Origin of the sequence: Paenibacillus humicola, from assembly GCF_028826105.1 — a bacterium.
Taxonomy (GTDB): domain Bacteria; phylum Bacillota; class Bacilli; order Paenibacillales; family Paenibacillaceae; genus Paenibacillus_Z; species Paenibacillus_Z humicola.
The window spans coordinates 1332001-1354430 of sequence record NZ_JAQGPL010000001.1 but is presented as its reverse complement, the minus strand read 5'-3'; the positions used below and the strand labels follow the sequence as shown (position 1 = coordinate 1354430).

18 protein-coding genes are annotated in these 22430 nt (G+C 53.7%); all 18 read right to left on the bottom strand.

The genetic code is table 11. From position 1 onward, the window contains the following. Positions 1-13 precede the first annotated feature (13 nt). The 18 genes from PD282_RS06425 to PD282_RS27340 all read right to left on the bottom strand — a co-directional run bounded on the left by PD282_RS06425 (position 14) and on the right by PD282_RS27340 (position 22361). Positions 14-883: a carbohydrate ABC transporter permease gene (locus PD282_RS06425; RefSeq protein WP_274649519.1), complete on the bottom strand. Its 870-nt coding sequence runs from the start codon at positions 881-883 to the stop codon at positions 14-16. Positions 884-917: 34 nt separating this feature from the next. Beyond that, positions 918-1874, bottom strand: a complete 957-nt coding sequence (locus tag PD282_RS06420; RefSeq protein WP_274649518.1) for an ABC transporter permease — start codon at positions 1872-1874, stop codon at positions 918-920. 76 nt (positions 1875-1950) lie between these two features. Next, positions 1951-3774 (bottom strand): sensor histidine kinase, encoded by a 1824-nt coding sequence (locus PD282_RS06415; RefSeq protein ID WP_274649517.1) that lies wholly within the window; start codon positions 3772-3774, stop codon positions 1951-1953. Positions 3775-4170: 396 nt separating this feature from the next. Continuing rightward, positions 4171-4809 (bottom strand): MBL fold metallo-hydrolase, encoded by a 639-nt coding sequence (locus PD282_RS06410; protein WP_274649516.1) that lies wholly within the window; start codon positions 4807-4809, stop codon positions 4171-4173. Between the two features lie 109 nt (positions 4810-4918). After that, positions 4919-6190 carry an MFS transporter gene (locus PD282_RS06405; protein ID WP_274649515.1) on the bottom strand — a complete coding sequence of 424 codons (1272 nt, stop codon included), beginning with the start codon at positions 6188-6190 and terminating at the stop codon, positions 4919-4921. Between the two features lie 126 nt (positions 6191-6316). Continuing rightward, positions 6317-7294, bottom strand: coding sequence for a Gfo/Idh/MocA family protein (locus PD282_RS06400; RefSeq protein WP_274649514.1), 978 nt, complete (start codon positions 7292-7294; stop codon positions 6317-6319). An 83-nt stretch (positions 7295-7377) separates the two neighbouring features. Further along, entirely contained in the window at positions 7378-8277 is a 900-nt protein-coding gene (locus PD282_RS06395) for an aldo/keto reductase (protein ID WP_274649513.1), read from the bottom strand. 59 nt (positions 8278-8336) lie between these two features. Beyond that, on the bottom strand, positions 8337-9257 hold the full coding sequence (locus PD282_RS06390; RefSeq protein WP_274649512.1) for a dihydrodipicolinate synthase family protein: 921 nt from the start codon (positions 9255-9257) through the stop codon (positions 8337-8339). Positions 9258-9378: 121 nt separating this feature from the next. Beyond that, positions 9379-11325 carry an SUMF1/EgtB/PvdO family nonheme iron enzyme gene (locus PD282_RS06385; RefSeq protein ID WP_274649510.1) on the bottom strand — a complete coding sequence of 649 codons (1947 nt, stop codon included), beginning with the start codon at positions 11323-11325 and terminating at the stop codon, positions 9379-9381. 77 nt (positions 11326-11402) lie between these two features. Further along, complete coding sequence (locus tag PD282_RS06380) at positions 11403-12365, bottom strand: sialidase family protein (RefSeq protein ID WP_274649509.1); 963 nt, start codon at positions 12363-12365, stop codon at positions 11403-11405. Positions 12366-12410: 45 nt separating this feature from the next. Beyond that, positions 12411-13991 carry an extracellular solute-binding protein gene (locus PD282_RS06375; RefSeq protein WP_274649508.1) on the bottom strand — a complete coding sequence of 527 codons (1581 nt, stop codon included), beginning with the start codon at positions 13989-13991 and terminating at the stop codon, positions 12411-12413. A gap of 64 nt (positions 13992-14055) precedes the next feature. After that, a complete protein-coding gene (locus PD282_RS06370; protein ID WP_274649507.1) occupies positions 14056-14928 on the bottom strand; it encodes a carbohydrate ABC transporter permease in 873 nt (290 codons plus the stop codon). Positions 14929-14940: 12 nt separating this feature from the next. Then, positions 14941-15894: an ABC transporter permease gene (locus PD282_RS06365; RefSeq protein WP_274649506.1), complete on the bottom strand. Its 954-nt coding sequence runs from the start codon at positions 15892-15894 to the stop codon at positions 14941-14943. 118 nt (positions 15895-16012) lie between these two features. Further along, the gene (locus PD282_RS06360) at positions 16013-18352 is read right to left on the bottom strand and encodes a helix-turn-helix domain-containing protein (RefSeq protein ID WP_274649505.1); all 2340 of its coding nucleotides are present in this window, start codon (positions 18350-18352) and stop codon (positions 16013-16015) included. 863 nt (positions 18353-19215) lie between these two features. After that, the gene (locus PD282_RS06355; RefSeq protein ID WP_274649504.1) at positions 19216-20508 is read right to left on the bottom strand and encodes a glycoside hydrolase family 140 protein; all 1293 of its coding nucleotides are present in this window, start codon (positions 20506-20508) and stop codon (positions 19216-19218) included. Positions 20509-20664: 156 nt separating this feature from the next. Then, on the bottom strand, positions 20665-21351 hold the full coding sequence (locus PD282_RS06350; RefSeq protein ID WP_274649503.1) for a YdcF family protein: 687 nt from the start codon (positions 21349-21351) through the stop codon (positions 20665-20667). Between the two features lie 94 nt (positions 21352-21445). Continuing rightward, positions 21446-21823, bottom strand: coding sequence for a copper amine oxidase N-terminal domain-containing protein (locus PD282_RS06345; RefSeq protein WP_274655069.1), 378 nt, complete (start codon positions 21821-21823; stop codon positions 21446-21448). Between the two features lie 331 nt (positions 21824-22154). After that, complete coding sequence (locus PD282_RS27340; protein WP_338045248.1) at positions 22155-22361, bottom strand: FAD-dependent oxidoreductase; 207 nt, start codon at positions 22359-22361, stop codon at positions 22155-22157. Positions 22362-22430: the final 69 nt, after the last annotated feature.

Here is a 22430-nt window from a genome sequence, read left to right as displayed (position 1 = left end):
TGTAACCCTTGGCTCAGCCCTTGATGGAACCGAGCATAACGCCTTTGATGAAATACCGCTGAACAAAAGGATATACGGCCATAATCGGAAGCATAGCCAGTACGACCGTGGCCATTCGCACCGTCTCGGACGGGAGATTCAGCATATCCACCGAACCCGTTGTACCTGCACCGCTTGTCGAAGCGTCGACCAAGATCGATTTCACGTACAGCTGCAGGGTGCTCTTCCCGGAATCGGTGAGATAGATCAGCGCGCTGAAGTACGTATTCCAATGCCCGACCGCGAAGAACAGCGTAAGGGTAGCAATGGAAGCCTTGGAGAGCGGAAGAATGATGCGAAAAAACGTCCCGATCTCCGTACATCCGTCGATTTTGGCGGAGTCCTCAAGCTCATCCGGCAGCGCGTCGATGAAGCTTTTGGCCACGATCAGACTCCATGAATTCGTCAACACCGGGAGAATCAGCGCCCAGAGACTGTTCATTAAACCGAGATCCTTGACCAGCAGGTAATTCGGAATAATCCCCGCGTTAAACAGGAGCGAGAAAATAATGATGCCCATGAACAAGTTCCGGTGCGGCATCTCCTTCTTGGTCACCGCATAAGCCATCGTGTAGGTGAACGCAATATTGAGCGCCGTTCCCGTTACGGTGACGAACAGCGTGTTTTCCGCCGAACGGATGAAATTCCACGTCGAGAGAATATACGAGTAGGAGGCAAACGACCATTTTTCGGGAATCAGGTACAATTTGAACGGCACATAGACGGAAGGGTCGGTTAAGGACACGCTGACGATATAAAAGAAGGGCGCAATACAGATCAACGAGATCAGGCCGGTTACCAAATAGATGGCGATATCCGCGGCCGACGTTTTTTGGGAGTGCATATCACCTCTGCTCCTTACGCCTCGATAGTTTCATTTAATAGATACCGGTGTGCCCCATTTTTTTGACAAAACGGTTGGACAAGACGACCATGACGAGCCCGGCGAAACTCTTGAAAATGCCGACCGTCACCGCGACGCTGAAGTTCCCTTGATTAATCCCCTGATTATACGAATACGTATCGAAAACCTCGGCAACATCCCTTACGAACGGATTGCTCATCAGCAGCACCTGCTCGAAGCCCACATCCATGACCTGACCGAGTCGCAGAATAAAAAGCACGATAATGGTAGGCAGTATCGATGGAATGGTAATGTACAGCAGCTTCTGCATGCGGGTAGCCCCGTCCATGGTCGCCGCTTCGTACTGAGAAGGATCGATCTGCGTGATCGCCGCCAGGAACAGAATCGTCCCCCATCCGACCTCCTTCCAGGTATTCTGGGCCAGCAGCACCCACCAGAACAATTTCGGGTTGGAGAGGAAGGCTGCAGGCTCCCCGCCGGCATGCACAATAAACTTGTTGACCAGCCCTACGTCCGAGCTGAGCATGAAGAAGGTGATCCCCGTAATGACGACCCACGATAGAAAATGAGGCATATAGATAATCGTTTGATTCAGCCGTTTAAACGTATTCGAACGAATTTCGTTGATGAGCAGCGCAAGCAGGATGGGAGCCGGAAAATAAAAAACGAGATTCATCAGGCTGATGACCAGCGTATTGCGAAGCATGATATAAAAATAGGCGCTGGTAAAAAATTGCTCAAAATAGTGAAATCCCACCCACGGACTGCCCCATATCCCTCGAAAGGGACTGAAATCTTTAAACGCGATGAGCAGTCCCCACATCGGAGCGATTTTAAATAGAAGAAAATACAGAAGTCCCGGCATGACCAATAAGTAGACGTACCGATATTTCACATACATCCCTTTTCGCTTCTCCCATTGCCGTTTAAAGCCGGGCTTCGCGCCGTTCACGCTGCCTGTTTGGCTCATTTCCCTTCATCACCTCCTTTCCTTCATCCGCTTGTTGAAATCGCTTTATTCCTAATCTAGTCGGGCCGGCGCGGATTTAAGATGGACGGTTTTCGGGAGTTTCGGACGAATTTTGGTGTTCGCCCGCATAAGGCAGCTCGATAATCACTTTGGTTCCTTGCTGCTCCATGCTGCTGATCGAAAGTCCATATGAACGGCCATAAAGCAGTTTAATCCGCCTGTCGATGTTCACGATGCCCAAGCCTCTCTTCTTCGTTCCTCCGGGTTCGTCCTCCAGAGGATCACCTGCGGCCAAGCTGTTTCTGATCTCCGCCAGCACTTCCGCGCTCATGCCTTTCCCGTCGTCTTCGATCGTAAACCGTATGGTGCTGCTGCCGGCCGTATATCCTCCAATAATCAGCGTTCCCGCTCCCTTCTTCTGCTCGAGACCGTGGAACACGGCATTTTCCACAAGCGGCTGCAAAATCATTTTCGGAATCAAGCCGTCCATGATCTTTTCCTCGATCTCATATCGGATGACAAACCGGTTTCTCTGCCGGATTTGAATGATTTTGATGTATTCTTTGATGCATCCGATCTCGTCGCCCACCTTCACATCGTTGTTTTCCTTGATGCTGTATCTGAAAATTTTCGCCATGGCGGTCGCAATCTCGGAAATCTCAGGAACTCCCCGGGTTAAAGCAATACCTCTGATACAGTCCAGCGTGTTATACAAAAAATGCGGGTTGACCTGACTTTGGAAAGCGGAGAACTGCGCACGCTTCTTGGCCAGCTCCGCCTTGTACAGCTTTTCTTGGGAGGCGACCACGGCGCCCGTCATGGCATCGATATTATCCAGCATTTTGTTCAATGCTCTCGCCAGCAGGCTGATTTCGTTGGCTTTATTCAGGACGAGCCGCTGGCTGCTGTAGTTTTGACCGATCGAATTCATAAATCGGGCCATCTTGATGATTGGCGTGGCAAGGCTTCTATAAATGGCAAATCCGAAGGCCGTCAGGACGGCAACGATGACAATGCCCATGAGGAAAGCAAACTGCTTCAGTGCGAACAAATCTTTATCGATCTCGACATTCGGAATAATTCCGATCACACGCCAGTTCAGATCACGGATCGACCTTTGATAGACGAGGGAATGTTCACTGCTGCTGAACCCTCCCGACAGACTTGCCGTCTTCTTGGCGGTCAGCGCTGCCCGGATCAGCTTCTTGTCCTTTTCCTCGAAATGCTTACGATTCGAAGCCACAATATTGCCCCCGGTATCGGCAATGATAAAGAGCGAATTGTAATTGGACTGCAGGCTGGAGATGGTACTGATGAAACTGTCCGCGTTGTAAATGACAACGGTAAAAAACGGAACGCCCGTTATCAAGGAGCTGAACGATTTGGTTACGCACACATAAAACACCCTGCCATGCTCAGGGTCGTCCAGCACATAATGAGTAGGCTGGTCCATCCGGATTTCACCGTTCAGGTAGCGTCTCTTTATTTCGCTCAGCACCCAGAAATCCTCACTGCGATAGGCGCCGATATTAATCATATCGAGGTCGGTAATCAGAATGTCGCTGATGCTTCTGTTCGAGAGCATAATGGACTCGATCATCAGCTCCATGTTATTCCTGAACCTCAGCAGCTCATCGATCCGCTGGGTATTGATAAATTGGTTGGTTATATGGTTATAGGAGGTAATCGTCGCAATATTGTCAATGTCGGTCGTGAATGAAACCGCTTTCGTAACAAGCTGGTTTGAGGCGTCTTTTAGAAATTCCGAATAGTTCCGCCGGTTTATCGAGCCGAACCAGCTTAGAGATATGGTCTGAAGCAAAATAATGATACTGATCGAAAGGCCGATTAAAATCAAAAGCTGAGATTTTAACTTGAGATGGTTTACTTTTCCCAGCATTCGCCGAGTCCCCTCCCTGTCACAGGCTGTCCAGAAAAAGAGCTCCCGGCCTTTAAAAATCCCGGGAACATCCAGACAAATCGCCATCGCGGATACCAGTCGGAGTGACAAAAGCCGATGTAAAATGGTGTTTGCAGGGCTCCCCTTTGTCTGCTCCCCTTTGTATAGGTATCCAAATTAAATTTAATTATGACAAGTTGGATTTCTCAAAACGATGATGCCTTACGCTAGTTTGGGTGGGATGTAAAAAAAGATCCGTCAGCGACGGATCTCGAGGATCAAGCTAATAAAACAATCGGGCCCATATTACGCTTCAAGGCGATATTTAAGTGATAATCTAATCAAGCCGTTAAACTTAACGCGGCTGCCGATCCAGGCCGGCAGCCGCGTCTTGTTCTATGCCCTTTGCTGCAAGAAGTAGTTGTCATGTCCAGGTACCACAATATCCGCGCATTTTTTAATCAATTGAATGGACTTAACTGCTGATTCAGGGTCAACCGTATTAAAGTAATATTGATCGGTTTCAAAAAAGTCCTGGGTCATCGCAGCATCCGCCGCAATCACTACTTGTCTGCCTTTAGAAGTAAATAACAGGGAAGTATGGCCTGATGTATGACCTGGAGTTGCCAGCAATTGAATGCCGGGAGCAATACAGCCGCCGACAGGCTCGATCCGATCCAGGATTTTACGTTCCGGACTGTCTTGTGAGACGAGCTGATTCCAATCCTCTACTTCGTTAGCAGCCATTAACCAATGAGCATGCGGGAATGCTTCGATACCATATCGGTGATCCCCATGAAAGTGTGTCAGGAATACTGTTCCAATATCTTCCACGTGAAGACCTGTTCGTTGATTTACGACTTTATCCATGTCCTCAGGCGGACAACCGGGATCTACAAGGATTATTTGTCCTTCCGTTTGAATCAAAGTACATGTACATCGTGGAGACCTATACGCTTGTTGTTCCGATTCGCCCCAGAACTTATTTCGGCTAAGATGTCCAATGGTTAAAATGTCCCACTTGATAGATGCCATAAATTCACCTCACCTCTTGTACCTATGATGGAATCGTAATTTTGGGCGCGTGCCTCCCTTCTATGAACCGTCGGGGCAGCAAAGAGTCACGTCCAATCTATCCGTTAACTTACGTCTCAGGTACTGCTTCTTTTATACCAAACCAATAGCAGGCAACCTGGATGAATAACAATAAACTTCCCAATAGCAGCGGAACAACAAAGCTGCCCGTCATCTGAATTAATAATCCGGTTACGAATGGACCAACGCCCGATCCCATAAACCCTCCCCAATTCCAGATTCCGCCTATGGAACCAACCCTGGATACGGGAGAAACCGTTTGAATGGTGGTCCATGAATTGGTTGAAGAAAATGAACCAAAGAAACCGCCGATCGTAAAGCATATAATCGAAACGGTTACGCTCCCGCTTAAAACAGCCGGAATAATCATGAGAGCATTAATGAGACTGCCGCCAACTAAACCAATTTTACAGGACGTAATTCGATCCAGGCCCCGGGCCATAAAGAAGTTAGGCGAACGCCCCCCCAAAATAGCTCCTAAAAATCCGGCCAGGTAAGGCAGAGAAGCAAGAACTCCTGTCTCCGCGATCGAAACCTTGCGGCTGATTTCCAGATAGCCGGGCAGCCACCCTAATAAGGTAAATCCCCAGTACCCTCCAAAAAAGGAGCCAATAGCTAAAAATAGCGGGGTGCGATGGCGAAAAATTTTCAGCCATTCACTAAAGCTGATTTTGGCCGTTTCCTTCATCGGTGTAATCGTACCGGCAAATGAAGGTCGCTCACGATAATAAGTATACCAGATAACTGCCAGCACCACTCCGACAGCTCCGATTGTGATGAACATGGCGCGCCAGCCCCAAGCCAGCATCACAGGTGTTAACAGCAACGGGGCCAACGCAGGGCCTAAAGATGAAGTGGAATTCCAAATCCCCGTGGGTACATGCTGCTCTCTCTCGGTAAACCAAAGCTTATTGGCCCTGGCAGCGGACATATAAGCCGGCGATTCCGTAATTCCCAACGAAATCCTTAATCCAAAAAATTGGCCGACAGTACTTACAGCACCCATTGCCCCGGCTGATACCGACCAAAGCACAGCCGCAATCGACAGCAATACACGCGAACCCCAGCGGTCAACCAGTGCCCCTGCAAGCAGCAAGCTAAATGCATAAGGCCAAGCAAAAATGGAGACTAACGCCCCAAACGCGGTAGGACTCATATGAAACTCTTCCCGGATAAACGGCGTGGCCACGGACAGAGCCCCGCGATCCATATAATCGACGGTCAATAAGAGCGAAATGATGATCGTAGAAATCCATGCCCGTTTTAACCGCCCCCTTTCCGGATCGATTGTTCCGGCATCCAATACTGAATTCGTTTTCATTGTACTCCTCCTCGTCATCTTGTTAAGCGATAACAGTCGGTCCCTATGAAACGCAATTCGGAAATCGTATCATAATAGATCTCATGGGTTGCGCGGTTAATGTCCATTCTGGCCAACCATCCATTTTCATGATGATTGTACTAGTTGATTTAATTTTTCTACCAGCTCGATTGTCTTCGCCGTATCTTCCATTTCTAACGATGGCTTCTTCCCGGATTCCATACACGACACGAAATGCTCGAACATATTTTCGAATCCGTAAAAAGTGAAATTGTTCAATTGCGCAAAGTTTTGTGTCCACATCAGCGTGTCCCCGTCATCGGACATGTCCATGGCGGCTATGGACTCGCGTATGGGAGCCGGCCGGAAATATTGCAGCGATCTGATGTTATCGACAATCACATTGCGCCGGTCGCCGGTCACTTCCACCCTCTCCATGGGATATTCCCCGCTCTGGAGCGAGCTGGTCTGTATGACGCCGATGCAGCCTTGCGCTGAACGAAACGATATGTTGTATCCGACCCGATTGTAATCAACGTATATGCGTTCCGCATGCAGGAGCTCAAGTTCCCCGACCAGGTACCTTGCCAAGTCCAAGTGATGAATCGTATGATTCCAAATAAAGCTGTTTTCGGATTCGTATGCCGAAGCATGGTACTTCGCCAGGTACATGGTTGAGGCCCCAAATTCCTTCTTTTCCAATATCCGCTTCGCCATCACGTAAGAAGGGGTATACCGCCTGTTAAGCCTCGCCATTACAAAGCGGTTCGTTGTTTTCTGAATTTCCGCCAGTTCCGCGGCCTGCCGTGAGCTTAAACAGACCGGTCTTTCAGAAAAAACGTGGGCTCCTGACAGAAGGCATTGTTTGGCAATCTCGAACTGCTCCCCATAAGCGGGAAAGGAAATGACCAGATCCGGCTTTTCCCGCTCCAGCATGAACATATAGTCATCATAAACTGCCGGACAACGATATCGTGCAGAGAAATTTTCCGTATTTTGGGGACTGTCACAAATAGCAGCGAGAGTCAGCGGAAATTTTTTCGTACAATCGTATAGGAAGTCGTAGACGAAACTCGAGCATCCGATGATGCATAATTTTAACATGGGAATCCTCCTTAAAGAGACCGGATGCATTATTCCTTGACGGCGATTCGACATGGGCACAAACGTCAATCATGAAACCTTCCTTACGCCAATCCATTCCGTTTGTCGTCGGATTCGTAAATTTTTGCCGTCAACCTCGGAAGATCGGCAATATCGAAGTCCGGAGTGAATTCATCGAGAAACCGTATGTTTCGTTCGACCTCCTCCGGCCATCTCGCCCCTATATTCAGCATATGAATACGCGAATCCGATAGCAAAAATTTTAAGCATAACCGATAAATATCCTCCGTCTCCAGCAAGCGAGGCGCCAAGTGTTCCAGCAATCTCTGGAATATACCGGAAGTCATAGGTCTCATGACGGCAACGCCGAGATTTTTCTCCTTCGCCCGGTCGAGAAACCGGAGTGCCGCATTTTGATAAATTAAATTGTAATTGATTTGTGCGATATCAAACAGATTCGTGTCAATCAATTCTAAAATAGAACAGGCGTCCTCTGTTGTGAGTCCCAAAAACTTAACCTTCCCTTGTTCCCGCAGCAAATGAAGCGCCTCCATAGGACCTGCACTCAATACGTCTCGAGTATCTTTGTGCGAATAAATACCGCCGTGAAGCTGTATCACGTCGACATAATCAGTCTTGAGCCTCCGGAGACTTTCTTCCACGCCTCGTATAACGCCCTCTTTACCAATTTCAGCCCACGAAGTCGTCCAGGTTACTTTCGTTGCAAGGATGACTTTCTCCCGTTTGCCCTGAAGAGCTTCGCCGATGATACTCTCGCTATGTCCTTGGCCGTAACTGGGTGCCGTGTCAACATAATTGATTCCGGCATCCAACGCGGCGTGAACGACGCGTATCGCGTCTTTTCTGCCTTGCGGGCTGTAAGGGTCCCAACCCTGCGCCTTATTCACCCCGGCGAAAGGATATCCTCCCACTGCGATGCGGCTGACACTCAGCCCTGTTTTTCCGAAAATCGTATATTTCATGGTCCAAACCTCCTCGATGTAGGATAAATATGTTCAACTTTTATAAATAGACCTGTGTATCAGGCGCCGAAGCATGCCTTGATGTAAGACGTGATAGCCTGCAGCTGCAGCATTTCCGTCTGCTGGAGCTCGGGCAGCGGCTCGGACCCTCTCGAGCGGCACACCGTTGTGATCGGCAGTCCGCACAGCTGCATGTAATACTTGGCGTTGGCGGGATACAGCTTCAGCTCCGCATAGGAGGCCATGGTCAGAAATCCCTGCATGACTCCGGCCTGAACCGGCGTATTCCGCCATTCCTTGAGCAGCCACGTATACAGCTCCGGATGGAAATTGGCCATAATGCCGCTGAAGCCCGCCGCCCCAAGCTGCAGCGATTCCAGCAGGGTCGCGGTATTGGCGTTGAACAGCTTCAGCTTCGTGCCCCGGACCGCCGCGAGCTTGGCGCGGATTTGGTCGATGCTGCAGCACGTATCCTTCAGAAACCAGAACCGTCCCGTATCGGCGCACCACTTGAGCAGCTCCGGCGAAAGCAGCCGTTTATACGGGAAGGGACATTCATAAATGCCGAACGCGATGTCCGGCACGCTCTCGAGCAGATGCTCGGCATTTCGCCGCCAGACCGAATCATCCTCATTCTCCGCCGCCAAACGGTTGCTGACCAGCACGAACGCTTCGATCCCCGTCGCGGCGATCCGGCGGATTTCCTCGAGCTGATCCTCCATGCGCTCGGAGATATGCCCCGATGCGATAACCGGAACTCTTCCGGCCGCTTTCTCGACCACGAAACGGGCCAGCTCGACCCGCTCCTCCAACGCGAGGTAAAACATCTCGCTGGATTGGCAGACCGCGAACAATCCGTTGACCCCTCCGGCAATATACCATTCAATCATCCGCTCCAAGGCCGGATAGTCAATGCTCCCCGATAAGGTGAAGGGCGTCAGCATCGTCGGCCAGTTTCCGATTGCGATGTCAGGTTTCACTCGGTCCAATCCTCTCATTTTTGTATTTTGTCGTATGCCCGAAACAGCCGCACAGCCCGAGAGTCGGACTCGTGCCCGCAGCGGACAGTCCGTCTACCCGTTAGATAAACAAGCCGGCGCCTCATTTCCATGGAGTGAACGTCATCTCCTCCTCACTTGGCGGGGGCGTCATGAGCCATTTCAGGTTGAATGTATAATGTAAGGCGCTGCTGAACAGATGGATCAGTCCGTTTCTCGTTTGAATGACCGAAAAATAACCCTTCGGCTCGGCGTTCTTGGCGCTTAGCATAAAACGTCCTGTCCAGGCTTGCCCGTCCCATACCTGCCCCGGCCCGTCGTCGGTGATCAGGCGCCGATACGGCCAGCTTTCACCATTATCCATGGATAAGAATCCCATCATGCCTTTGACGCGACGAGAGCGTCCGGCTGCATCGATGATATCCATGCCCGACGTGAAGGTGGCCAGAAACAGCGGCCCCTCCCGCAGGCGAATGAGCGCCGCCCGCTGTCCGCTCAGCAGCGGATCGAACTCCGTGGCCTCGTACGTCCATGTCCTCCCCTTGTCCGAACTGAGGCTCTTCGGCATTTTGCCGCCGATATTGTCCCCGCGGCCGAAAGCGATGAAGCGTCCGTCCTCAAGCTCTGCCGCCGGTGCATGGATGCCGGCAATCGTGCCGCCCGCATCGCGCCAAGTAACGCCGCCGTTAGCGCTGACCCATAGCGCCGTCCCGCCGTCTGAGCCAGTGACGGCATCACAGGACAGGACGATTTCGCCATCCTTCGTCTTGAACACCGAAGAGAGCGGCATCGTGCGCCGGCCATGCTCCGGACCAATAATCGCGCCCTTCGACCAGGTCGCCCCGTTATCCCGGGACGTTCGCATGACGAGCGCGATATTCCCCCAGGTGCCGGCCGCCCCCAATCCGCAGAAATGATAAATCACGTCCGTCGCCTCGTCCCAAAACAACGCCGCACCTGACATGTTGCGGTCCGGAGCATCCCAGACGACGCAGGGATCGTCCCACTCCGCCGCGCCATAACGCAGCCGGCTGCCGGCGATCAGCATTTCCCGGCCCGCTTCGGAGGTAGTCGAATACCAGACGGCGATCAAATCGCCATTCGGGGTTTCCGTCACGTCTCCAACATGGTTGTGGATATAGAGCGGCCCTTTCTTGCCGGGCACGACCTTGGCATAGCGGCGGGGACCGAGAAAGTACGGCTGTTCCGAATCCGGTCCTTGGTTCACATCCGGCGGAACGTGCTGCAGTACATTCCGCTGCCACTGCGGCGGCGAGGGCGTAGGAAGCGGATTCGTCGCCGGACGATCGCCCAGCACGACACGGAACCCGATCAGCCAGTGCTTATCTTCCGGAATCGTGCCTAGCCGGTTGGCGGATCGAAGGTAATACGGCCAAGTCTGATGACTCCCGCCGCGGGTCACTTTAAAATCGCCATCCGCGCGCCCGACAGGATCCTCCTGCGTCTCCGCCTCAAATGGCCCGTACCAGTCCCCTACCCACTCCTCGACATTGCCGTGCAGATCGTAGAGGCCCCATGCGTTAGGCGGATAGCACCCGACCGTCAGCGGTACGATTTCTCCCCCGCCGCGCGAACGGTCGGGATCGGGAAACCAGCTTTCCCGCTGGTTCTTATGCTGGGAGCGGGGGAACACGTCCCCCATGGAATAGGCGGTCTCCGAACCCGCCCGGGCCGCGTATTCCCATTCCGCCTCGGTCGGAAGCCGGTAAGGCAGGCCTTCCTTCTTCGTGAGCCATTCGCAGAACGCTTGCGCTTCATGCCAGCTGACGAAGATGACCGCTTCTTCATTGTCCCTGGAGAAGCCCAACTTGCCCCGAAGTTTGCGATGGCCGGGGTCGAACTGCTCATACTGTGCATTCGTCACCTCGTAAGCCGCCATATGAAACGATTGGCTGATGCGTACGGCGTGCACCGGCCGCTCGTCCGGGTCCCCGTTCTCGCTTCCCATCCGAAACGTTCCCGCTTGCACGCGGCGCATGACCATACCGATGGTATTGATGTATTCCTCGGCATCACGCGAGAAGCGCATAAGCTTCCCCCTTTCCGGACCAAGTAAAGTCCCTTTCTACCGGACGGACTTATCTACCACCTTCTACCGACCTTGAATTACCGCCCCAAATCAATTCGCCAATAAACAATCCGCTCGCGGCGCCACGTGTAGGTGAGGTGCAGCGTGCCGCCATCCGCGATGATCGCGGGGTACGAGTACTCGCCCGGCTCATCCTCCAGCACCAGCACCTCTCGCCAGGTGCGCCCTCCGTCCTCCGACTGCTGCAGCACGAGCGGCGTCCGTGCCGCCCAGTCGCCCCGGACCGGATTCATCACCAGATACAAACGGCCGTCGCCCGCCGCGGCGAGGTCGATCCCGCTGTTGTTGTTCGGCAGGTCGATCGCGTGCGCCTCCGTCCAGCTCTCCCCGTTATCCGCGGAGCCGCTGCGGTAGACGAAGCCTTCCGTGCTGCGGAGCAGCATGTGCACGCCGGCCGCGTCTTCCCACAGCGTGGGCTGGATGATTCCTTTGCCTTTCAACTGCCCGCGGTCCAGCGGGACGGCGCGCTCCCGCCATGTACGGCCGCCATCGTCGGAGATGTCCACGAAAGCATCCCAATCCGTCTTCGTTTCGAGCGAGGCCGGCGCGAGCCAGCGCCCGCTCCGGAGCACGATCGGCTTGTTGCGGACCGGGCCGCGGCCGCCGATATCTCCGGGCACCAGCTCGGCGGGCTCGCTCCACGTATGCCCGCCGTCCTTCGACACGATGTAGCGGGTAAACCATTCCGGAATTTCATGGCCGACCTTGTAAAAGAGCCAAATATGGCCGGTATCCGGCGCCTGGAACAGCACCGGATTCCAGTGGGCGATATCCGCTTCGTCGGCAGCGACCGCCGGGGCCGACCAGCTGCCCTCCCGGCTACGACGCGACAGCCAAATGGCGACGTCCGGGTTTTTCTCCCGCGTGCCGGCAAAATATGCCGTCAGCACCTCTCCGTCCGACAGCGCGAGCACCGTGGACGCGTGGCACTGCTTAAACGGCTTTTCATCGGCAAATACGAATTCTTTTTTGGTTTCCATAGCGTCTCCTTTATCACGAATGAATTGGATGTTCCCGCAAACAGATCAATTGGATGTTCTCGCAAGGGCATCGTTATAAATCTTCTCTATATCTTCGGCGCCGGCCGCCTTCACTTCCTTCATGAAGGCATCGAATTCGGTCAGCGGCCGCGTGCCGAGCACGAATTTATCGATGTTCTGCTCCACAATCGTATCCACCTTGGTGCGCAGCTGCTTCAGCTGATCGCGTTCCTCATCCGTAAACGAAGGCTCCAGCACCTGCGCTTGAATGAGCCCCTCCTTCATCTCCTGACCCACAAAATCCGACCAGCGCTTCAAGTCCGGCGGCGAGACCGCCAGCTGGGGATCGTCGTTCGTGTACACGTCGAACGTCAGCAGCCCGGTTCCGAGCGCGGACTGCATGGCTCGGAAAGGGTCCTGCTTATCCTTGAACTGATCGATGACGGACGGGTTGATGACCGGCTTTCCGTCTTTCGTTGTATAGTGCGTGCCCTCGATGCCGAAATTCGTGACCCGGGCGCCTTCGTCGCTGTACATCCAATCGAACAGCTTCATCACCGCTTCCGGATTTTTCACCTTGGCGCTGACGGCGAACATGTCCTCGGGATGCCCGTAGATATACGCGTAGCTGCGCTTCTTGCCGTCTGGCGCGGTCAGCACCGGCACCATATCGAACTTCTGGTTCGGATCCTTCTGCTGCAGAACGTTATTGAAGTTGACGGTGAACGAGTAGTTGTCGTAGAAAAACAGCGATTTGCCCGAGCTCAGGTTTTCCTGCCACTGCTGCAGCGTGGCGTTGGTGAAGTTGGGGTCGAGCAGCTTATCCGCATACAGCTTGTGCAGATACTCAAGCGCCGCTTTGTATTCGGGATGCGCGGGACCGTACAGATACTTCTTCTGATCCGGCTCGTAGTAGATCGTATGGCCCGACCCGAAAGCATACTCCAGAAAGCTCAGGTTGGAGTCGGTGCCGTTCCGCATCGTCCAGGGGTAGCTGTCCGGATACGCCGCCTTCATTTTCTTGAGCACGTCGTACAGCTCGTCGAAGGTGGTCGGTATATTCAGGTTCAGTTTCTTCAGCACGTCCGTGCGGATCATCGGCAGCTGGCCGAGATTGAACTGATTTTGGGCTAGGGTCGGAAAGCCGTAAAGCTTGCCGTCCATCATAAGCTTTTGAGTCTCGGGCTGCTCCTCGAGCCGCTTCTTGAAGTTGGGCATCTGATCCAGATACTTGGTGACATCCAGGAAAATTCCCGTCTTCGCAAAATTCTCCAGATCGGTGCGCGACACGCTGAGGACATCGGGGATGTTGTTGGTGGTGATTAACGTCTTCTTCTTGGCGTCGTAATCACTTCCCGGTACGGACTGCAGATCGATCTTCACACCGGTCTGCTTCTCGATCTCCTTCATGACGGGCGAATCCTGGACCAAAGGCTGCGCCGGATGCTCTCCCCTCATCACGGTAATCTCCACCGTTTTCCTGCCGCTCGACGCATTGCCGCCGGCACTGCCTGCGTCATCGCCCGACTTGCCCGCTCCGCCGCTGCAGCCGGCCAGGCCGACCGATGCGGTCAACATCAACGCAACCATCAGCGAACAGCTTTTTGCTCCCAGTCTCTTTCTCATGTTACCCCTCCATTGCCCTGTATTGTTTCTCACAGCCGCCGCACGGGACGGCCAAGCCGAAAACCTAGCCCTTGAGGGAGCCGACCATGGCGCCCTTCACGAAATACTTTTGGAGGAACGGATAGACGAGCAGAATCGGCAGCACCGCCACAATCACGACGCCGTACTTAATGTTGTTTGCGATCACCAGCGTGCCGAGATCCCCGCCCAAGGCATTGGACTGCTGGGCCATATCGCCCTCCACGACAATATTGCGCAGAATGATCTGCAGCGGGTACCAGGCCTTGTCATTCAGGTAAATCAGCGCCGGGAAGAAGCTGTTCCAATGCCAAACCGCGTAAAACAGCACCATCGTCGCCATGATCGGCAGCGACAGCGGCAGCACCACCCGGAGGAAAACCTTCCCGTCATGCGCCCCGTCCATATACGCGGATTCATGCAGCTCGCCCGGAATGCTCTGGAAGAACGTCCGCATCATCACCATGTACCAGACGTTGATAGCCGGCGGCAGCACGATCGCCCAGATCGTATTCATCATGCCGATCGAATTGACGACCAGGTAGCGGGGAATGAGCCCGCCGTCGAAAAACATCGTGAAGACGATCAGCAGCGTGAACAGATTGCGCCCGTAGAACGTTTTTCGCGACAGCGGGTAGGCGCACAACGCCGTCAGGAGCAGATTGATCGTCGTGCCGACGGCAGTATACAGAAACGTGTTCGCGTACGCGCGCACGATCGACGGATCGGCGAAAATAATTTGGTAGGCCTTGAAATTGACGCCCTTCGGAAACCAGCCGATACTGCCGCGCATCACCTCATTGCCGTCGCTGATGGAGACGATCGCCATGTAATAGAGCGGGTACAGCGTTACGACGATCGCGGCCAGCATGATCAGGACATTGAACAACGTAAAGGCATCGAATTTTTTGCCCGGCATCGCTTCGCCTCCTTACCATAAACTGGTGTCGCTGACTTTGCGGGCGACCTGGTTGGCGAGGACAACCAGCACGAAGGCCAGGACCGATTGGAAAATGCTGACCGCTGTGGCGTAGCTCAGGTCCGCATCGAGCAGCCCCCTACGGTAGACATAGGTCTGGATCACGTCCGCCGTCTCGTACGTGGAGCCCGTGTAAAGCAGCAAAATCTTCTCGAAGCCGACCGACATGATGTGGCCCAGGTTCAGCAGCAGCAAAATAATGATGACCGGCGCCATCCCGGGCAGTGTCACGCTCCACATCTGCCGCAGGCGCCCGGCCCCGTCCATGCGGGCCGCTTCGTAGAGCTGCGGGTCGATAGCGGTCAGCGCGGCCAAATAGATGATCGTGCCCCATCCGGTTCCCTGCCAGATCTCCGAGCCGACATAGATCGTCCGAAACCATCCCGCTTCATTCAGGAACTGGATCTTCTGACCGCCGAAGAACTGGATGAGCTGATTGAACAGGCCGTCAATCGAAAGGAAGTTCACCAGCATGCCGGCCACGACGACCGTGGACAGGAAGTGCGGCAGATAGGTGACCGATTGCACGAATCGTTTGAACAGCGACAGCCTCAGCTCGTTGAGCAGCAGGGCAAAGATAACCGGGGCCGGAAAGGAAAACAGGATCGTGTACACGCTGAGCAGCAGCGTATTGCGCACCAGCTTCCAGAAATAAGGGTCGGTCATGAACTCGCGGAAAAATTTCAGCCCTACCCAATCACTGTGAAAGAAGCCCTGCACGACGTTATAATCCTCAAAGGCGATCAGATTGCCGAACATCGGGACATAATGAAAGACGATAAAATACAGAGCCGGCAGCGCAAACATGGCATACAAATAACTGTTGCGAGCCAGGGCCAGCATGACTTTCCTTCTGCGGATCCCCTTCTGCGGCTGAACGGCCGATTCCAAGACGGGCAGGCTCATGGGCATTCCTCCTTGGTCACAGCATAACCGGGTCCTGCCGGCAGCGAAATAATCAAAATCCCCTTCGATGTCTCACCTTTCCGCCCGGGGATTCCATGTTTCATTTATCCGCTTTGTCTCAATTCGCCTTCTCATCGGGCTCAGCGGCCAGCCGTTTCCGGTAATCGTGCGGCGACACGCCTTCGCTCTTCTTGAACAGGCGAAAAAAGGTCGCCCGGCTGGGGATGCCGACGCATTCCCCGATTTCGGATATTTTTAGATCGGTCTCGACCAGCATCGCTTTCGCTTCCCGGATGCGCACCTCGCTGAGGTAATCCGTCAGATTCGTGCCCGTCTTCTCCTTGAAGATCTTGGACACGTACTTCGCGGTGACGCCCATTTCCGCGGCGATTTGTTCCAGGTACAGGTCCTTGCGGTAGTTCTCATGGATATAGGCCAGAATGGCCGGAACAAGCGGGCTGCCGGATGCTTCCTCCTTCGGCGCTGTGCGCCGAATAATTTCATGGAAATAATCATGCAGCAGCTGCAGCCGCGCCTCGAATTCGAACGGCGCCTCCATGCCGCGGCAGAGCTTGTCCCATTCCTCTTCGCTGAGCAGCTGCCCCGCATGCTGCCGCTGCTCGGCCAGAAACTTGTTGCCGGTATAAAACAGTTCCGTCAGCAGAATGCCCATATAGCGGAGGGACACGCCTTTCTGCCGGTTGACCTCGACAATCTCCGTGACGGTCCTGTGCAGCAGCTCCGGATCTCCCACCTTCAGGCAGTTAATCACCCTCCGCTCGTCCGCTAGAAAATAGTAATAGTGGTTCTCCATTTTCAGCTCAGCCGAATCGATGACCGCCAAGCTGCTGTCCGTCGGACGATGGGCGATGGCTGTCATCGCCTCGTTATAAGATTGGAATAACTCCTCCAGCCGACGCTTCGCCCCGCCAATCCCGATATACAGCCGGCAGTACTGCAAATCATAATCGAAGGTACGGAGGATGGTATCGAGCGCCCGCCGCAGCTTCTCGCGGTCCTGCGGGTCGCGGATGCTGCAGACCCCGATAAACAACAAATGCCGATACTCCATCAAGTAAGCCGGCAGCTCCTGGCGGAGGAGCACCCACAGCACCTTTTTCACCTGCTTCAGCATGACCAGCCTGTCCCCATCCGGAATGTCCTGAACGAAAGGTTCATTGAATTGAAGCTGGATAGCCACGCACTGGTACGGGCCGTCCGTGAACCCAAGCTCCTGCAGGGCGTCGTGCAGCGCAGTCTTGTCCTCCGGATTCTGGCCTGCAATTAGGGCTGTAAGCAGTTGATCCACATAGTCCAGGGAGTAGCGGGTCAGCCTAAGCTGGTTCTCCAGCAGCCTGCGGATGCCGGTGCCGATCAGTTCAAACTCGTTATGCGACGCCGACTCGGGTAACGGATCCTGCTGGAGCAGAATGTCGCGGATGTTTCGGATCGGGTGGTAAAGTCTTCGGCTGAAAAGGAGGGAGAACGCCACGCCGATGACCAGCAGGATCACGCAGAGCCAAACCGTCATGCTGAGAATGCCGGTGGCCTGCTTCTTGTATTCGAATGCGGGAATGAAGAAAAAGTACTGCCAGCCGTACGTCGCGGAAACCGAGCGGGTTACGAGATAGGACACGCCGCCGATCGTCATATCCGCGAATTTGACATGCGGATTAGCAAACCGTCCCCGAATGGCGCGAAGCTGCTTGGGGTCGTCCGTAAACGTCTCCCCGGGACCGGAGACTATCGGCTCCCCTTTCGGGTCCAGCACCAGAGACCAGGCGCTGTCGTACACGTTGTTGGTGTTCAGCGTCTGGAGAATAGCTCTGGCGGAAATGTCAGCCACCACGGCCGTTTTGCGGCCGTTCAGATACTGCACGGTGACAAGCGGGATGACCGTCATTTTATTGGTGTAGAACGTCTTCTCTACTGGGGAGGGAGCGAGCACGTCGAACGGCTGTCCCGTACGGCGCAGCGAATCCCAAAAAGAGAGCGGATACTGATCGAAGCGGTTGAACTTCTCAAAGAAATCATGGAACGTCTCGACGCCATCACTGCGGTAGATCTGCTGATCGTCCAAATAAACAAACAGCTCGTCTATGAACGAGCTGCCGATGGCGCGGTAGAATGAGAGCTGTTGAATGATGGAGGCGGTCTGTTCCCGCTGGCGATCCGTCAACAAATCGACCGGCCGCAAATTCTGCTGCACGATATGGCTCTGCAGGAAATCGGTCTCCGACGTCTCCGCGATATGCAGGAACGTGTCGATCGATTTGGCGGAGAAATTCAGGTTGCTCGCGGCCTTCTCCTCCAGCTCTTTCTTCTGGATGTGAATGTTCTGAACGTACACGATCACGCCGACGATAATGATCGGCAGCAGCAGCGACAAGAAACATAGCAGCATGCGGATATAGAGTTTGTTGACTTGGAACCGGGCGAGTCGTGATCGTAGTTTCATATTGCACCTCCAACTTATTGAATTAATCTTGACGAGTGAGTTTGAATTGATAGTACGGGGCGAGGTTGTTTGCAGGTGAAGCTCGACCCGGTAAACGCTTACATAAATAAAGTCGCTACGACAAATTATCCTCAATATCCTTAACCTGCCTGTAAGACCATTAAATCTTTTTTCACCTCGACATGCTCGTATCTGATACCCTATTCAACAGCATCACTGTACAACCCTGTTCGTTACTTCAGCTAGCGGAGGGAAAAGGGATCCGACAGACTGCGCGGCAGCCGGCGATTTCGCCCAGCACCCAGAAATCCTCACTGCGATAGGCGCCAATATTAATCATATCGAGGTCGGTAATCAGAATGTCGCTGATGCTTCTGTTTCAGAGCATAATAGACTCGATCATCAGTTCCATGTTATTCCTGAACCTCAGCGGCTCATCGATCCGCTGGGGTGTTGATAAATTGTCCCCTACCTGTCACAGGCTGTCCAGACAAAAAAGCTCCCGGCCTTTTAAAATCCCAGTAACATAATGACAAATCGCCATCGTGGATACCAGTCGGAGTGACAAGAGTCGATGTAAATGGGTGTTTGCCGGGCTCCCCTTTGTCTGCTTCCTTTTGTATAGGTATCCAAATTAAATTTAATTATGACAGGATGGATTTTTCGAAACGATGCCGCTCTACGCTAGTTTGGGTGTAATGTAAAAAAGATCCGTCCGTGACGGATCTCGAGATTCAAGTCAAAAAAAACGAACATAAGTACCATTTGAATACCGCTGCTCCACGGGTAAATTCGACCCGACCCTCGCCCTTCTCGATCCCGCCGGTTTCATAGCCGGTGCAGCATATAATGCAAAGCTCCCGCTAACCGATTCCATCCAATACGAGCACCCAATCGCCGTCCCGGCCGCTGGTCGGGGGCACGAATTCGGCTATGCCGCTGTTCGGGCGCTCGCCCGCATCCCGCCACTGGCCGGTGCGCGGGTCAAACCAGGACGCCTTGACCGTCGTTCCGCGGATAATGCCCATCGCGACTTTGAACGGAATGCCGTTCGGCGAATAAATCATGGCGTAGCGTTCGCCCCGCGTCGCGGCCATATAGTTCGCACCGGGCAGGTTGTCGGCGATGAGGCTCTGGTCGGGAACCCGCTCCAGGAACGGCCGCGATTCCATCAGATCGCGCATATGCCGCATTTGCGCGGCGCCCGGCCGCTCGATCGCGTCGCGCCAAGTCATGATGAAATATGCCCCAGGCTCGGTGGTCATCGACCAGACCGAATGATGGCCGTACGTATGCCCGAACGCGCCGGCAAATAAGGCGTAATAGGCACCGCGCCGGACGTCCGCCGCGTCGAAATAACCGTTCTCCGCTTTGAAATTGATCGGGTGGTCCTCGTAGCACGGCTCCGCGTCGAGCGTCGGTTTCACCGGCTGCCGCGCGTAGTCCTCGCCGACCTTCTTGTAGTTCGTCCGGATCCATTCGTGATGGCCGGACTGAATCATGTTGAAATCGATCCAATCCTCGCGGTGCAGCGGAAGCGAAGAGGATTGGCCGCCCGGCGGATGGAACGTGATTAAATGGCTGCCGCCGTCGCCCTCCCGCAGCCCTTCGGCAAGCGCGCGGTTGACCGCAAAATGCTCCATCGTATGCAGCGGCCGGTCGCCGCCGAGCACCCAAACGATGTTCGGGCGGTCTTTGTACCGGTCCCCGAGCCACCGGCCGTAGACGCGCGCATTGTCCGCGTTGAACACGACCGGACCCTTGCCCCACAACAAATTGTATTTGTCCCCCCATGTCGGCAGCAAAGCGACATAGAGGCCAAGAGCGGCCGCCCGGTCGACGATATAATCGACGTGGTTCCAGTAATGATCGTTCCCTTCCGTATCCGGAAGCGTCGGGTCGTACTGCCCGGAGGCGTTCATCTTCAGCGGGCGCCGCCCGTAGGCGTTGTCCGTCGTCAGTCCCTCCATCTCGGCAAGCGCCACGGCTTGAATAACCGAAAACCGGCGCTCAGCCCGGTTGCGGAGGTACAGGTCCGCCTCCTCCCGGTTCAGCTTGTGAAACAGCTCCCATGCCGTGTCGCCGAGCCAGAAAAAAAGCGTGCCGTCTTCGTGTACGAGAAACCGTTTATTTTCACTTATTTTCAGTCGCTGCATCGTTTCCTCCGCCTTTCGTATCGTATGATTGAGCTTAAGCCGCCCGCTGGATACCACGACTCCGCAATCGGATGATGTAAGATTCATGCCGATTCCGCATCCAGGCGTCTCGTTCGTTCTCTTTACGATGCGAATGCACCGTCAACGGCAAGCGCTTCAAAGCCGGTACAGCGCCTGCGCGCTTCGGAACAGCACCCATTCCTGCTCTTCGCCGGTCAATCCGCACGTCTCACTATCTAACTCCACATCGTCGTCTACGAAATATTTCCCTCTCACACCGTCGATGACCTTATACAGTTCAGCTTTGACCCTGATAACTTCCTCCTCATCCTGCCACCAGTTGTTAGCTTGCCCTACAACTCGATCATCAGGGCACCACATATATTGATACCACGGCGGCATAAATGTTTTTAACATAAGAAGGCATCTACGCATGTGCCCGGGCGAACTGACTAACAACAAACGTTTAATGTTTTCTAAGCCTATTGCACGATCAAGAACGGTGAGTGAACACAGTATATTTTCTTTCGTGTGATTAGACTGTGTTTCAATTAAAATGGATTCATTAGGCACGCCCAGTCTTCTTCCCTCGCCCTGCAGGACAATTGCTTCCGGCGGTTTTTTTTGTCCAAATTTATCCCCGCCGGTAAACAAAATATAAGGGGCTCGACCTTTCTTAAACAATTCAACCGCCTTTACCGCTCTTGATAGATACGATCCGCCAAAAACAAATATGCATTCTCCATTCGCAGTTCCGTCATCGGTGTACTGACCATCGCCAAACACTACTTTGGTAATTTGATCTATGGTTAATTCTGCTGGATTCATCTTTGAAGTAAGCATGGAAATAACCCCCAATGTAACGTGCCAGTTCACATTGTTGCCTTAAGGATTTGTATCGCTGATTGTCGTCAAAAAACCGTTCTTCCCGGCCGTATCAATAATCTGGTAGATCGATTGAAAGGCAGAATAGGTAAACGAATACCAAGCGAAGCGGAACCATGATGCGATTATTCTTGATATAGGGTGCTGCGTCGAGCAGCACGGGTTTACCATTCTTCATCGCTGTATTGCTCTTCAATTTTAAGCTTACCAGCAGATCGTTTTTTTCGAGTGTAGCTTCCGAACCCGACCAGTTAACCTTGGCTCCCAAATTTTCACTGATCAAACGCAACGGCACCATCGTTCGATTGTTCTTTATTTCGGGCGTCACATTGGAGGCAATCGTCTTTCCTTCAATTTTTATTTGCACATCTGCAGCGTATGCAGGTGAAGAAATAGATAAAATTAATGCAGCGAAAATTCCTGTGAGCACCTTTTTCAAAATATTTCATTCCTTTCTTGGCAATCTTTAGCGGACTAATACTAGGACGCTAACTTTGAAGTAATGTTGCGCAATCCTGCCAGTTTGTTGAGCAAAAAATGGAGCAATTGAACCGCGGCAGTCGTCTCCGTGAGAGCTCAGTAAGGCTTAGAGGTGACCGGTGCATCTATGCCGCGGTCCTAAAACGCAACGAAAAAGCCGTTTCCCGAGGGATGGGAAGCGGCTTCTTTGTCGGTGGTACCCGGCATCCTTCTTGGTCTCATTCGTCTCCGTCCCGGACCTTTTTGGCCTGGATGAATGATTTGAGCGGATCTATCATTGGCTAAGATAAAACAGCCCCGCCTCGAACGAGCGCCTCCTGCAGCGCCGATACGCCCAGCTCCTGCGGAGAGCGTCCCGCGGCGGCTGCTATCGCGGCTGCGGTTCCCGCCGCCTGCCCGGTCGCCATGCAGCCCGGGGTGAGGCGGGTCGTCGCAAAAGCCTCGTAGCATGTCGAGATGCAGCGGCCGCCGGCCAGCAAATTATCGATTTTTCTCGGCAGCAGCGTGCCGTATGGGATATCGTAGGCGCCGTCGCCTGCGATCCGGCCCCCGTCACG

Bases quoted from the DNA above. Each gene is read 5' to 3' on its own strand.
- PD282_RS06425 (WP_274649519.1), bottom strand. From the start codon at position 883: ATGCACTCCCAAAAAACGTCGGCCGCGGATATCGCCATCTATTTGGTA.
- PD282_RS06420 (WP_274649518.1), bottom strand. From the start codon at position 1,874: ATGAGCCAAACAGGCAGCGTGAACGGCGCGAAGCCCGGCTTTAAACGG.
- PD282_RS06415 (WP_274649517.1), bottom strand. From the start codon at position 3,774: ATGCTGGGAAAAGTAAACCATCTCAAGTTAAAATCTCAGCTTTTGATT.
- PD282_RS06410 (WP_274649516.1), bottom strand. From the start codon at position 4,809: ATGGCATCTATCAAGTGGGACATTTTAACCATTGGACATCTTAGCCGA.
- PD282_RS06405 (WP_274649515.1), bottom strand. From the start codon at position 6,190: ATGAAAACGAATTCAGTATTGGATGCCGGAACAATCGATCCGGAAAGG.
- PD282_RS06400 (WP_274649514.1), bottom strand. From the start codon at position 7,294: ATGTTAAAATTATGCATCATCGGATGCTCGAGTTTCGTCTACGACTTC.
- PD282_RS06395 (WP_274649513.1), bottom strand. From the start codon at position 8,277: ATGAAATATACGATTTTCGGAAAAACAGGGCTGAGTGTCAGCCGCATC.
- PD282_RS06385 (WP_274649510.1), bottom strand. From the start codon at position 11,325: ATGCGCTTCTCGCGTGATGCCGAGGAATACATCAATACCATCGGTATG.
- PD282_RS06380 (WP_274649509.1), bottom strand. From the start codon at position 12,365: ATGGAAACCAAAAAAGAATTCGTATTTGCCGATGAAAAGCCGTTTAAG.
- PD282_RS06375 (WP_274649508.1), bottom strand. From the start codon at position 13,991: ATGAGAAAGAGACTGGGAGCAAAAAGCTGTTCGCTGATGGTTGCGTTG.
- PD282_RS06370 (WP_274649507.1), bottom strand. From the start codon at position 14,928: ATGCCGGGCAAAAAATTCGATGCCTTTACGTTGTTCAATGTCCTGATC.
- PD282_RS06365 (WP_274649506.1), bottom strand. From the start codon at position 15,894: ATGAGCCTGCCCGTCTTGGAATCGGCCGTTCAGCCGCAGAAGGGGATC.
- PD282_RS06360 (WP_274649505.1), bottom strand. From the start codon at position 18,352: ATGAAACTACGATCACGACTCGCCCGGTTCCAAGTCAACAAACTCTAT.
- PD282_RS06355 (WP_274649504.1), bottom strand. From the start codon at position 20,508: ATGCAGCGACTGAAAATAAGTGAAAATAAACGGTTTCTCGTACACGAA.
- PD282_RS06350 (WP_274649503.1), bottom strand. From the start codon at position 21,351: ATGCTTACTTCAAAGATGAATCCAGCAGAATTAACCATAGATCAAATT.